Source organism: Petralouisia muris (genome assembly GCF_004793545.1).
GTDB classification, from domain to species: domain Bacteria; phylum Bacillota; class Clostridia; order Lachnospirales; family Lachnospiraceae; genus Petralouisia; species Petralouisia muris.
In genome coordinates, this window is record NZ_SRYA01000054.1 from 1 (window position 1) to 12,023 (window position 12,023).

Consider the following 12,023-nt stretch of genomic DNA (forward strand, 5'->3'; position numbering starts at 1 on the left):
TTCACTATGGGTAAATTTTGCCATTTTGCGTAGAAAAACGTTGGTAAGTTCCTAATTATAAAGTTACGCCCCCGGCAATTTTCTCGTTAATTACATAATAAGCCATATTTTCTTCCGGTTTGATGTACAGACGAATAGATTTGATAGATGATTCTCTGTGCCCCTCTGCAATATAAGCCTGTTTTGCTCTTTCCAGCACATCTTTTGTTGCAATTTCCTGCCCATGGAACTGAAGATAAACTTCTTCTACTTTTTCTGTTTTCTTGCTTTCTGTTTTCTTGGCCGGAGCTTTCTTGATTGATTTCTTTGCTGCGGTTTCTTTCTTTGCTGTCTCTTTCTTAGTCTCTTCCTTCTTTGCTGTCTCTTTTGTCTCTGCTTTTCCAGCAGTCTCTTTTATGGCAGTTTCTTCTTTCACCTCTGCTGCCGATTTGGTTGCTGCTGTTTTTACTGGAGTTGTCTTTGCTTCTCTCTTTTCCATTTCCTGTTTCCTCCCTGTTTTCTTACTGACAGACTAAAAATTTTTCCATTGCCAACAGTGCTTCTTCTTCATCGCTTCCATCGGCCACTATATTTACAGTCATTCCCTTTGACGGATTAAATGCCATGATTCCCATAATACTCTTTGCGTTAATTTTTGCCTCGCTGCTTTCCAGCCTGATTTCACTGTCAAACTGGCAAGCCACCTGCACCAACTCTGCAATTGGATTGCTGTACTCTTTAGCTACATTAGATACAATAATTTTCTTTTCGCTCATCTTATCTCTCTTTCTCATGTAATACTATCATACAACCAGTTTACACATGCGCTATATACCGTAATAAATATACCCCAACCAACTTCCTTTTTCAAGCGGTTTCTGAAAAACTGGCAATTTCCACTGAAAAAATATACTTTATACAAGAAAAATTAAACAATTTTTCAAACATTTTTTCTCTGTTTTTCCTAATTATCTCCCTAAAGTACCAATTTTATTCTTTTTTACAGTATGCTTTATCTACCTGAATTACCACAAAATGGTTCTCTCCCAAAACCTTTGCAGCCTGGTCCTGGATCTGCTGAATCAATTCCTCATCGCTGATTTCATAGTCATAGGGTACCACAATGTCAAAAATCAAATTTGTATGGCTTGGCCCCGCAACCACCCGAAAATCATGCATGGAAATCACCGAATCAATACGCTTTATAATCTCCCTAACCTGTTTTTGCAAATACAGCACATGTTCATCTTCTGTTACCACCGGGTCCATATGAATCACTGCATCACAGTTTAATTTCCTACGCAGCTCCACCTCTGTGTTATCTATAATGTCATGGAGTTCGAGAATATTTCCTTCGGCTGGAACTTCTGCATGGAGAGAAATCATCAGTCTGCCTGGGCCGTAATCATGCACCAGCAGATCATGTATCCCGCAGATTTCCTCCTGAGACAGCACAATTTTCTCTATCTGGCGCACCAGCGTCTCCTCCGGCGCCTGCCCCAGCAAAGGATCCAGCGTCTCCCTGGCTGCACAGATTCCTGCATAGAAAATAAAAATTCCCACCAACACGCCGCAGTATCCGTCAATCTGAAGACCTGTTACTTTACCCACAACGGCAGACAAAAGAACCACTGCGGTGGCGCAGGTATCGCTCAAACTGTCTGTGGCTGTGGCGCGCATTGCTGCAGAATCCACTTTCTTGCCGATTCTGTAATTATAATATGCCATATAAAGCTTTACCAGAATAGAAATCAGTAAAATTACCGCCGTCAAAATTCTGAACTCCACTTCCTGAGGATGGAAAATTTTATCCACGGAAGTCCGTACTAACTCCACCGCCATCAGAAGAATTGCCCCGGATACAATCAGCCCTGCAATATATTCTATTCGTCCATGTCCAAAAGGATGCCCCACATCCGGCTTGGCGCCTGCCATCTTAAATCCTACCAGAGTAACGCAGGAAGAGCCTGCATCTGACAGGTTATTGAAGGCGTCTGCCGTAACAGATATGGAGTTGCTGATGGCTCCTGCCAGAAATTTTCCAAAAAACAGCAGAAAATTCAAAACAATTCCCACTGTCCCGCAAAGCATTCCATATTGTTGGCGGACCGCCGGATTTTTCACATCATCTTTCTCTTTAATCAGCAGATTTATCAATATTGTGACCATATCGACTCCCTGAAATTTTTCCATATGACAGCTTCCCATTTTCCGGTTTTCCTATTATCATATGAAAAACTTTGCTTATTGTACATAGTTAGCGCAATTCATTGTAACACAAATAAAACCAAAGGAAAAGCATTTTCCCATAGTATTTTTCCAAAATACGTGATATAATTACTTGCATATTTTTGGGAAAAGGAGAGTAAACTTTATGTTGGAAAAATTTTTCAAACTGGAACAAAACAACACAAATGTAAAAACTGAAGTCATTGCAGGATTTACAACATTTATGACTATGGCATATATTCTTGCCGTCAATCCCAACATCCTGTCTGCTGCGGGCATGAACCCCAATGCGGTCATGATTGCCACGGCCCTGGCCTCCTTTGTGGGTACGCTGCTTATGGCCTTTTTGGCGAATTATCCCTTCGCACTGGCCCCCGGCATGGGACTGAACGCTTACTTCGCCTATACAGTCGTCATCGGCATGGGCTATTCCTGGCAGGTGGCGTTATTTGCAGTATTTGTAGAAGGCATTCTTTTTATTGTGTTATCTCTGACCAACGTGCGGGAAGCAATTTTCAACGCCATCCCTATGACCCTGAAATCTGCTGTCAGCGTAGGCATCGGCCTGTTTATCGCTTTCATCGGCCTGCAGGATGCAAAGCTGATTGTCCACAGCGATTCCACACTGGTTACTTACCAGACTTTCAAGGGGGAAAATTTCCATTCCGTTGGCGTTGGCGCGATTCTTGCCCTGGTAGGCGTGCTGATTACCGCTATTCTGCTGGTGAAACAAGTAAAAGGCGGTATTTTACTCAGCATCCTGATCACCTGGGTTCTGGGCATCCTCTGCGAATTGGCAGGCATATATGTGCCTTCTCCGGAAGCAGGCATGTATTCTGTAATTCCCTCTGGAATTGTCAGCCTTGATTTTTCTTCCTTTACGGAAACCCTGGGAGCTGTCTTTACCGTAGATTTCAGCAGCTTTAACATCGGAAACTTTATCATTATCATGTTCTCTTTCCTGTTTGTGGATCTATTTGATACCCTTGGCGCTCTGATTGGCGTTTCCTCCAAAGCGGACATGCTGGACGAAGACGGAAAGCTGCCCAGGATTAAGCCGGCTCTTTTATCTGATGCAATTGCCACCTGCATAGGCGCTTTATTCGGAACCTCCACAACTACCACTTACGTGGAAAGCGCTGCCGGCGTAACGGCAGGCGGACGCACCGGACTTACCTCCCTTGTCACGGGACTGTTATTCCTGCTGTCCGTAATTTTCTCCCCGTTATTTTTAAGCATTCCCTCTTTTGCCATTGCCCCTGCATTGATTATTGTGGGATTCTATATGATGAGCGCAGTTGCCAAAATTGATTTTGAGGATATGGGCGATGCAATCCCTGCATTCCTCTGCATTATAGCCATGCCTCTCGCTTACAGTATTTCAGAAGGAATCGCCGTAGGAGTAATTTCCTGGACGATTATTAATCTGCTGACTGGTAAGGCAGGTGAGAAGAAAATCAGCATTCTGATGTATGTGCTGACAGTTCTTTTTATCCTGAAATACATCTTTTTATAAAACATCCAAAGAACATGGGCTGCCGCAGCAAAAGCTGCGGCAGCCCTGTCATATGATCTGTCTCTGAATGTATACTATCCTTCCATGTTGCCCCTGTCTTAACTTCCACTCAGTTTATAAACTTCATAGGCAGGGTACGCCCTGTCAAAATGATACCCTAATTTCTCTGCCAGTTTTACCGACCACAGATTCTGAGCGTCCCAGCTTGGATATAACCCCCGTTCCATACACTCCAGTATCAGCCTTGCTCCGCAGGCGGAAGCCAGACCTCTTCTCCTGCAATCCGCTCTTGTGCCAATTTCCACTTCAATTCCCTCCCGATACACGGTGTAGGAGGACGCCCCTGCCGCCAGCTCTCCTTGATAAAGCACTGCTGCGCCTAATCCCCGCCTGCGGTAATCTTCATAATCCGCAAACTGAGAGGTAAAATCCACAGACCACTGTGATTTCCTGGTCTGCGTAAATATTTCTTCATCTATCAGCTTTACCTCGTAATCTTCGGGAAGGCTTTCCGCTAGTCTTCTCAAATGTTCTCTGTCAAAAACTCCCGGTTCCTTTTTTATGGCGTACCGCTCCACGCGCCTGCAGTTTTCACCGTATGCCTGTTCAATTTCTCTGGCCCAGCTCTCTCCGGTTTCATCCAGAGGAGGCACCATAATTACAAATTCCCTTACCTGGTTACTGATTTCTTCCGTCACCAATGCCTGATTGGCTTTTCCGGCGAAAAAACAAAAATCCGCCAGCAGAATTCTGGCTGCTGAAGGCTGTTTAATACTGTCTGCCCATGCTTCTCCCATGCAGCCCTGCAGGCAGGACCAGATAAGGGATTCATCCCAACCGGCATACAAGGGAGCAATTCTATCCATCTGTTTTTTTTCTATTTTGTATATCATAATGGTTCTCCTTATTTTTTAATCAGCCATTTGCCGCTTTTCGCAGAGCCTTCCTGCACAAGAATGCCTCTTTCTTTTAAGCTTTTCATAGCATATCTGATTCGGCTTTTTGACACTAAGCCCTGTTCCCCATTGCTCGATAATTCCCATCCTGCTGAAGATCTCTGCAATACAAACATTCCGAATTTTAGAACGCCCCTCCATTGCCTGCTCCACTTAAAACTCCCCAGTTCTCCAGATTTGTAATAGAAATTTCCCTCACCTTTTTTATTGGAATTTCTTTGGATTCTGCGATATATCTTCTTATATCTTCACATAAATTCAATGCTGCATTTTCCTCATAATCCATTTCAACATTCATCAGTTCATCAAAGGAATTTCCTGCTCCCTGATATTCCAAATCTCTTAAAATTGTCTCATCTTCTGGTCTGCCGGTTCCAGCCACCCGTATGTAGGTACCAAAATATACTTTTTACTGTCATCCGGAAGCTGAACTTTAAATTCTACGTTTTTTGATTCTCCATTTTTAATTTCTCCAAGGGTCATTTTGTCTCCTTCTCATTTTGCAGGGGATAATCATGTTCCAGCAAAAATTTTACGAAACTCCTCTATCTATCAAGTTCTAAGGCTGCCAAAATTATACATCATAAAAAGAGAAATTCCAATCTATTTATACTTAAAATCAAGGTTTTAACTAGGAAATATCATCTATAGATAAAATATACTTCAACATCTCATCCGAAAAAATCCCCTTCTCCCCCAGATAAACCACATGCCTCCCCTGAATCCTCTCTCCCATCAGGCCATGATCTGCCAGGGCCAGATCTGCCTCTTCCAACATGGAAATATCAAACCTGCTGTCCCCCGCTGCCGCCACTATCCCTGCCTGCACTTTCTGGCGGAACCTTCTGACCGCTTCTCCCTTGTTTAGTTTTCCAGGCACTGCATACACCTTCATCCCATTGGAAAATATCTCTAACTGGCTCCCCTTCAAATAGTTCTGTAATCTGCAAACAGTCTGCTCAGGCCTGACGCTTTTCGTAAACAGAAATAATTTTTCAATGTTCCTTACTTCAAAATTCACATTTTTGTCTGTTTTCAATAGCTTCCCGGCGTCGTATAATTCTGTCTGGCAATCAGTGAGCATTTCCCTGGACTGAAGGTACCAGTCCAAATCTCTTTCCCCCTGAACCAGAAGAATTCCTCCATTGCACGTCAGCGCATATTCCGGCGGCTGTTTCCCCAAGCAAATCCTCTGATACTGCTCCTCAGTTCTTGTGGTGGTAGGCACAAATAACGTCTTTTCCCGCACCTGCTTTAATAATGCTGCGGAGACCTCCGTCATATAGGAAATTTCCCTGTTCTGATAGATTTCCACACATATTTTATGTAATCCTATCTCATGTTTATAGGAATAAATCAATGTATTGTCCAAGTCTGAATGAAATACCACTCCGCTTCCTCCAACAAAAAAGTGTGCAGATCCAAGGCCGCCGGATGCACTTATGCACTCCCGGCAGACCAAAAGACCGCACACCTTTATAAGTTCCTATCGCTCTACAATCGCCTTGCGTACCAAATCCACTGGAATCATGGTCACGGCAAGCAGCACTACGGCTGCCCAGCCCACAATTCCAAAAGGCACACAGCTGAACATGTTTCCAATCCAGGTGAACGCTGTAAAGGGCACAAGGGCCGCATTCACAATTAACGCCTGCACCAGAATAATCGTAAAGAACACCTTCAGGAACCCGGGATTCTCATTTAATCCCTTAAAAATGCCAAATTTATCATCCCTGACATTAAATCCGTTAAACAGGGCGCTTACAATAAACAGCACAAAATAGCCAGTCAGATGCTGCTCCTCTGTCTCAAACAAATTCTGGAAGAAAGGAAGCTTCAGGTACAGGAAACTGATCAGCACAAGCCAGGCCCCCATGGTGATAATCTGAGCCATCATCTTTCTGCTTACAATGCTCTCATCCCTTCTTCGGGGCTTCTCATCCATATACTTCTTAAGAGCCGGCTCATTGCCAAGCATAATTGCCCCCAGGCCGTCCATAACCAGATTGACAAACAATAAATGGGTTACCTTTAACGGCTCCTCCACGCCGAAGAACGGCGCAATGGCGCTTACCACCACTGCCGCAACATTTATCACAAGCTGGAACTTGCAGAATTTCAGGATATTATGGTAAATCGTCCTGCCATACCAGATGGCGTCCTTGATGGATTTAAAGTTGTCATCCAAAATTACAATTTTACCTGCTTCTTTGGCTGCTTCCGTACCGCTTCCCATGGCAAAGCCAACGTCAGCCCGTTTCAACGCCGGAGAATCGTTGACCCCGTCTCCTGTCATGCCAACCACCAGGTTCATTTCCTGACAGAGCCGCACCATTCGGGATTTGTCCGTAGGCAGCGCTCTTGCAATCACCCGGATATTGGGAATAATTTTCTTCACCTCATCATCTGACATTTCATTTAACTGAGCAGAGGAAAGCGCCCGGTCAGAGTCATTTTTCAAAAGCCCTGCATCCCTGGCAATGGCAACTGCCGTCTCCAGCCTGTCTCCGGTAATCATAACCACCTGAATTCCGGCGTTCTGCACCTCTTCAATGGCTTCCCTCGCCTCGGGCCTGACATCATCCCGAATGCCCACCAGGCCGATAATCACAATATCCTCGTTAATTTTATTTTCCACAAGTTCTTTTTCCGAATATCCGAAAGCCAATACCCGCATTGCCTTTTCGGCCAAATCATCAATTTTTTTATCTAATGCAGACTTGTCAATGTCACGGATTTCCCCGTTTCCGTCCAGATACTTTACTGCTGAAGCCAGCAGCCGCTCCGGGGCGCCTTTATAAAAGGTTTTCCCCTCTCTGTCAATTCTTGCCTGGCTGAACTTATTGGTGGAATTAAATCCCTGGGCTCTTGATACCACACAGCTTTTATCCGCTTCCAGAGTACGGAAGGTTTCTTCCCCGATAAATTTCATCAATGCCTGATCTGTAGCGTTTCCGCCGATGACCCGGTGTTCCCCGTCAAACATGGACTGGGTATTTTTCCCGATTGCCAAATCCAGCAGTCTTTTCACATTCCCGTGACCGCCCAGTTCCGGAATCGGAATGGAAGCGCCGTCTGCCGTGAAGAAATCCACCACTTCCAGCATTCCTTTGGTGATGGTTCCAGTTTTATCACTGAATAAAATATTCAGGGAGCCTGCCGTTTCAATACCTTCGGCCTTTCTCACCAATACGTTATGATCCAGCATCTTGCTGGTGTTCTGCATCAGCACCAGGGAAATCATAAGAGGAAGTCCCTCCGGCACAGCACAGACAATGATAACCACCGCCAGAGAAACGGCATTTACAATATCTTTTATCACCTGCTCAAACCCGATGGAAAAATACTCGGACACGCCGCCTGCCGACACAATAAAGTATAAAAAATACAATACTGCAATCACAATGGCTCCGATATAGCCAAAGGTGGAAATCTGCTTTGCCAGCTTTGCCAGCTTCACCTTCAGAGGAGAGTCCGGCTCATCCTCCTGCATTTCCTCCGCCATCTTGCCCATCATTGTTTTTAAGCCTACTCTCCTTACATCCAGGACGCCTTCTCCGTCAAAAACCACCGCTCCCCGGAACAAGGAGTAGGAATCTACAAAGGTATCCCCTGTGATATCCTCGACAAGAGAGGTTTCCGGTGAAGTTTCTTTCTTTTTACACTCCTCCGCCTCTCCGTTCAATGCAGAGTTATCCACGCTTAAAGCGCCGGAAACAAGGATTCCGTCTGCGGGAATTTTATCCCCTGACTGGAGGAGCACTTTATCTCCAACCACAACATCATCCACGTCAATCACGGTAACCATATTATTCCGGTGAACCTTGCACTGGTCCTTTTTGGTACTGTCTTTCAGCTCCCGGTACTTGGTATCGCTGGCAACGCCTGTCTTTGCCGATACAAACGCCACAATCAAAACTGCCACAATCGTGCCCAGCGGTTCATAAATCTCTGCATATCCAAAGAAAAACATCACAATCATAAGAACTGCTATGGCAAGCAGTATCTTAATCATGGGGTCTCCAAAAGTTTCCTTGAATTCCTCCCAAAAGGTGGTAGGTTCTGAATCCGGAATCTCATTTGAGCCGTATTTCCCTCTGGAAAGCTCTACTTCTTTGTCTGTAAGTCCCTGAAATTTCATTCTATGTCTCCTTAATATAGATCTGTCCGCCAGTCTTTCTGCGGCCCATATTATTTTCTCCGCAATTCTTTCTGCGGCTCTTATTATTTTCTCCGCAATTCTTTCTGCGGCCCATATTATCTTTGTCCGCCAGTCCGGTTATGGCATTTTATACATATCTGTTGGCCAGTTCCCCGACACTTCTGTCATTGGTTCCCTGTCCAATGGCGTTGAACTTCCATTCCCCGTTGTATCGGTATACTTCTCCGAAAATCATGGCTGTCATGCCGGAATAATCCTCTGTCAGGTTATATTTGCACATTTCATTGTTATTTCTGCCGTCCACCAAGCGGATAAATGCATTCTGAATCATTCCGAAATGCTGTCTTCTCTCCACCGCCTGATAAATATTTACCACAATCACAATTCTATCATACTGAGCTGGAATCATAGACAAGTCCACTGCAATCTGTTCGTCATCCCCGTCCCCGGCGCCAGTCAGGTTATCCCCCATATGCAAAACGGCGCCGGAATCATGACGCAGATTTCCGAAAAATACCAAATCCTCTTTTCTTCTTACCTTGCCGTCGCTTAACAGCAACGCAGAAGCATCACAGTCAATTTCCTGAGGCTTGGGTGCAAAAAGCCCCCGTTTCTTTCGCTGCACTTCATCCCATCCCAGACCAATCATGATTTTAGACAATCCTGCATTATCTTTAGACAAATTGACCTTCTGCCCTTTTTGTAAACTAATTGACATTTTTTTCCTCCTTCACATGGATGAATGCTAAAGGAACAGCCGTCCAGTTTGCTTTAGCATCCATCCATTCTGATATCCATATTCCTGCCAATGGCTACTCAACCTCCACGCCGTAATTCGCGCATAAAGCCGCCAATCCGCCTTGATAGCCGCTTCCGATGGCATTAAATTTCCATTCACTGCCATTTTTGTATAATTCGCCGAACACTGCGGCCGTTTCAATGGAGAAATCTTCTCCCAAATCATAACGCAGCAATTCTTCTCCCGTATCCTCTTTATAGATGCGGATGAATGCATTATTCACCTGGCCGAAGTTCTGCCGCCGCTGCTCAGACTCATAAATGGTAACCGTAAAGGCTATCTTGGTAATATTCGCCGGAACCATGGACAAATCCACTCGGATCTGTTCATCGTCCCCATCTCCTGCGCCGGTTCGGTTATCACCCATATGCTGCGCACATCCGGAAGGATGCTGCAAGTTTCCATAAAATACAAAATCCTCTGACTTTGAAACTTTCCCTGCATCTGTCAGCAAAAACGCCGCCGTATCCAGATCGAAATCTCCTCCGGTATCAAATGCATTTATGTCCCATCCCAATCCCACAACAATTTTAGACAATCCCGGATTGTCTTTGGTAAGACTTACCTTCTGGCCTTTCTGCAAATTTATTGGCATATCTTTATTTCCTCCTTAAAAATTAAGCAACTTCTATTCCATAATGCCCACACAAGGCTGCAAGTCCTCCCTGGAACCCGCTTCCAATGGCATTAAATTTCCATTCACCGTTATGGCGGTACAATTCTCCCACCACTACAGCGGTTTCAATGGAGAAATCTTCTCCCAGATCATAACGGATCAGCTCCTGCCCCGTGGTCTCATCTACAATCCGGATAAAGGAATTGGACACCTGACCGAAATTCTGCCGTCTTACATCAGAATCATAAATTGTCACCGTAAATGCAACCTTCTCCACATTGGCCGGGATCATGGCAAGGTCAATCTGAATCTGTTCGTCATCTCCTTCTCCCTCCCCGGTCAGGTTATCGCCCATATGTTTGACAGCGCCGCTGCTGTGCTCCAGATTCCCATAGAAAATAAATTCTTTTTCTGTGGGGCATTTTCCATTCTGTCCCAGCATAAACGCTGCCGCATCCAGATCGAAATCTGCGCCGGAATCAAATGCATTCACATCCCACCCCAATCCTACCATAATTTTTTTCAGACCAGGATTTCCTTTTGTTAAATCAACCTTCTGTCCCTTTGATAAATTAATTGGCATACTTCATATCCTCCTTTATTCTGTAACTTCTAATACTTTTTGTCTGGCATATGGTACATTCTGTTAAACTCTGTTTTAATATTTTCAAGTCTAGCCTGATCCTGTATGCGCTGCTGCCTTGCATTCTGCTGAATCTGCTTCGTCTCATCAATACCGTTTACAATCGTTCTCCAGGTAGTTTCCAGAGTTTCAATCTTAATGGAGCTGCCGGAAGCAAGCTGGGCGGTCATTTTAGACTGTTCCACCGTATTTCTTGCGTTCTTCAAAAGCATCTCGTTGGTCTTTTCATCCAAGGCAGACATGGCTTCCGCCTGAATCTTCTGTCTCTTTAACATAATAGCCTGTGCCAATGCCTGTTTAAAGACCGGAAGCGTAATAATAAATGCAGAATTAATTTTTCTCACCAGATTCATATTGCTGAATTCCATGGTTTTAATCATAGGAATCGACTGCATTGCCACGCTTTCCGCCGTCCGCAGATCCTGGGTTCTCTGCTCTAACATCATCAATGCCTGCTGAAGGCTCTGAATTTCAAACTGAATGGAATTATCTCCGGTTGCATCCAAATCCGCCTGCCTCTGGGCAATATATGCCTCCAGTTCCCGGCACCCCTGTTCCCCGGCAAGAATATACTTTACCAAATCATGATAATAATTTACATTGGCTTCAAACATCTGCTCCAGCTTACGATTGGACTGCTTGATTTCCGACTCATATTGTTTCAGCTGCACATAAATCTTATCTACCTCTTCTCCCATAGTATGGTACTTGGCAAGAATTTTATCCAACTGTTTCCTGAGATTTCCAAACATCTTCCCAAAGAGTCCCGGATTCTCCTTTAATTCCTCCACATCAAATTTAGACATCACCTTTGCCAGAGTATTCAGCATTTCGCTGGAATCGTCAAGCTGTGACATATTCATGCTGTTTAATACCACATCGGAAGCCTTAGAAATCTCTTCCGCCGCCTCAGCTCCGAAGGACACAATGGTCTCTAAGTTGTGAACCTCAATAGTGCTGACCAAATTATCCACCTCTGCCGAATTAGTCAGCGTGTCATTCATCTGCTGCCTGTCGGCAACAATGTCGTACTGCTGCACCACCTCAATTTCATTCTTGGGTTCCGGCACCGCCTGCTGCTGCGGCTGCACCGCTGTTTTGCTAAAATCAAGTCCCATATGCA

Annotated in this window: 14 protein-coding genes; 1 reads left to right on the plus strand and 13 read right to left on the minus strand. The window is 44.7% G+C overall.

Features of this window, described 5'->3' with window-relative positions; translation table 11 throughout:
• Window positions 1–55 precede the first annotated feature (55 nt).
• The 3 genes from E5329_RS20575 to E5329_RS20585 form a co-directional block, all read right to left on the minus strand.
• A complete protein-coding gene (locus tag E5329_RS20575; protein WP_135991227.1) occupies window positions 56–478 on the minus strand; it encodes a DUF6465 family protein in 423 nt (140 codons plus the stop codon).
• Window positions 479–500: 22 nt separating this feature from the next.
• Window positions 501–755: an HPr family phosphocarrier protein gene (locus E5329_RS20580; RefSeq protein WP_016303911.1), complete on the minus strand. Its 255-nt coding sequence runs from the start codon at window positions 753–755 to the stop codon at window positions 501–503.
• Between the two features lie 214 nt (window positions 756–969).
• Complete coding sequence (locus tag E5329_RS20585) at window positions 970–2,148, minus strand: cation diffusion facilitator family transporter (protein WP_135991251.1); 1,179 nt, start codon at window positions 2,146–2,148, stop codon at window positions 970–972.
• Window positions 2,149–2,353: 205 nt separating this feature from the next.
• Here E5329_RS20585 and E5329_RS20590 point away from each other — a divergent pair, with 205 nt between their 5' ends.
• Window positions 2,354–3,724 (plus strand): NCS2 family permease, encoded by a 1,371-nt coding sequence (locus E5329_RS20590; protein ID WP_135991228.1) that lies wholly within the window; start codon window positions 2,354–2,356, stop codon window positions 3,722–3,724.
• Window positions 3,725–3,822: 98 nt separating this feature from the next.
• On the opposite strand, the gene E5329_RS20595 is transcribed toward E5329_RS20590, so the two are convergent.
• The 10 genes from E5329_RS20595 to E5329_RS20625 all read right to left on the minus strand — a co-directional run bounded on the left by E5329_RS20595 (window position 3,823) and on the right by E5329_RS20625 (window position 12,018).
• Window positions 3,823–4,617, minus strand: a complete 795-nt coding sequence (locus E5329_RS20595) for a GNAT family N-acetyltransferase (protein WP_330572272.1) — start codon at window positions 4,615–4,617, stop codon at window positions 3,823–3,825.
• 18 nt (window positions 4,618–4,635) lie between these two features.
• Entirely contained in the window at window positions 4,636–4,821 is a 186-nt protein-coding gene (locus E5329_RS32625) for an ATP-binding protein (RefSeq protein ID WP_408634682.1), read from the minus strand.
• Window positions 4,805–4,978 carry a hypothetical protein gene (locus E5329_RS29970; RefSeq protein WP_168356707.1) on the minus strand — a complete coding sequence of 58 codons (174 nt, stop codon included), beginning with the start codon at window positions 4,976–4,978 and terminating at the stop codon, window positions 4,805–4,807. Before E5329_RS29970 ends, E5329_RS32625 begins: the two co-directional genes overlap by 17 nt.
• Before the next feature lie 44 nt (window positions 4,979–5,022).
• Window positions 5,023–5,163 (minus strand): hypothetical protein, encoded by a 141-nt coding sequence (locus E5329_RS29975; RefSeq protein ID WP_168356708.1) that lies wholly within the window; start codon window positions 5,161–5,163, stop codon window positions 5,023–5,025.
• Window positions 5,164–5,311: 148 nt separating this feature from the next.
• Complete coding sequence (locus E5329_RS20600; RefSeq protein WP_135991230.1) at window positions 5,312–6,070, minus strand: HAD hydrolase family protein; 759 nt, start codon at window positions 6,068–6,070, stop codon at window positions 5,312–5,314.
• A 96-nt stretch (window positions 6,071–6,166) separates the two neighbouring features.
• Window positions 6,167–8,821: a calcium-translocating P-type ATPase, PMCA-type gene (locus E5329_RS20605; RefSeq protein ID WP_135991231.1), complete on the minus strand. Its 2,655-nt coding sequence runs from the start codon at window positions 8,819–8,821 to the stop codon at window positions 6,167–6,169.
• Window positions 8,822–8,969: 148 nt separating this feature from the next.
• On the minus strand, window positions 8,970–9,560 hold the full coding sequence (locus E5329_RS20610; RefSeq protein WP_135991232.1) for a TerD family protein: 591 nt from the start codon (window positions 9,558–9,560) through the stop codon (window positions 8,970–8,972).
• A 94-nt stretch (window positions 9,561–9,654) separates the two neighbouring features.
• Window positions 9,655–10,236 (minus strand): TerD family protein, encoded by a 582-nt coding sequence (locus tag E5329_RS20615; protein WP_135991233.1) that lies wholly within the window; start codon window positions 10,234–10,236, stop codon window positions 9,655–9,657.
• A 22-nt stretch (window positions 10,237–10,258) separates the two neighbouring features.
• Window positions 10,259–10,840, minus strand: a complete 582-nt coding sequence (locus E5329_RS20620; protein ID WP_135991234.1) for a TerD family protein — start codon at window positions 10,838–10,840, stop codon at window positions 10,259–10,261.
• Between the two features lie 29 nt (window positions 10,841–10,869).
• The gene (locus E5329_RS20625) at window positions 10,870–12,018 is read right to left on the minus strand and encodes a toxic anion resistance protein (protein ID WP_135991235.1); all 1,149 of its coding nucleotides are present in this window, start codon (window positions 12,016–12,018) and stop codon (window positions 10,870–10,872) included.
• Window positions 12,019–12,023: the final 5 nt, after the last annotated feature.

Excerpts from the sequence above, each read along its gene's own strand:
- E5329_RS20615 (WP_135991233.1), bottom strand. The coding sequence starts at position 10,236 with ATGCCAATAAATTTGCAGAAAGGCCAGAAGGTAAGTCTTACCAAAGAC.
- E5329_RS32625 (WP_408634682.1), bottom strand. The coding sequence starts at position 4,821 with ATGGAGGGGCGTTCTAAAATTCGGAATGTTTGTATTGCAGAGATCTTC.
- E5329_RS20585 (WP_135991251.1), bottom strand. The coding sequence starts at position 2,148 with ATGGTCACAATATTGATAAATCTGCTGATTAAAGAGAAAGATGATGTG.
- E5329_RS29970 (WP_168356707.1), bottom strand. The coding sequence starts at position 4,978 with ATGAATGTTGAAATGGATTATGAGGAAAATGCAGCATTGAATTTATGT.
- E5329_RS20620 (WP_135991234.1), bottom strand. The coding sequence starts at position 10,840 with ATGCCAATTAATTTATCAAAGGGACAGAAGGTTGATTTAACAAAAGGA.
- E5329_RS20625 (WP_135991235.1), bottom strand. The coding sequence starts at position 12,018 with ATGGGACTTGATTTTAGCAAAACAGCGGTGCAGCCGCAGCAGCAGGCG.
- E5329_RS20605 (WP_135991231.1), bottom strand. The coding sequence starts at position 8,821 with ATGAAATTTCAGGGACTTACAGACAAAGAAGTAGAGCTTTCCAGAGGG.
- E5329_RS20595 (WP_330572272.1), bottom strand. The coding sequence starts at position 4,617 with ATGATATACAAAATAGAAAAAAAACAGATGGATAGAATTGCTCCCTTG.
- E5329_RS20610 (WP_135991232.1), bottom strand. The coding sequence starts at position 9,560 with ATGTCAATTAGTTTACAAAAAGGGCAGAAGGTCAATTTGTCTAAAGAT.
- E5329_RS29975 (WP_168356708.1), bottom strand. The coding sequence starts at position 5,163 with ATGACCCTTGGAGAAATTAAAAATGGAGAATCAAAAAACGTAGAATTT.
- E5329_RS20575 (WP_135991227.1), bottom strand. The coding sequence starts at position 478 with ATGGAAAAGAGAGAAGCAAAGACAACTCCAGTAAAAACAGCAGCAACC.
- E5329_RS20590 (WP_135991228.1), top strand. The coding sequence starts at position 2,354 with ATGTTGGAAAAATTTTTCAAACTGGAACAAAACAACACAAATGTAAAA.
- E5329_RS20580 (WP_016303911.1), bottom strand. The coding sequence starts at position 755 with ATGAGCGAAAAGAAAATTATTGTATCTAATGTAGCTAAAGAGTACAGC.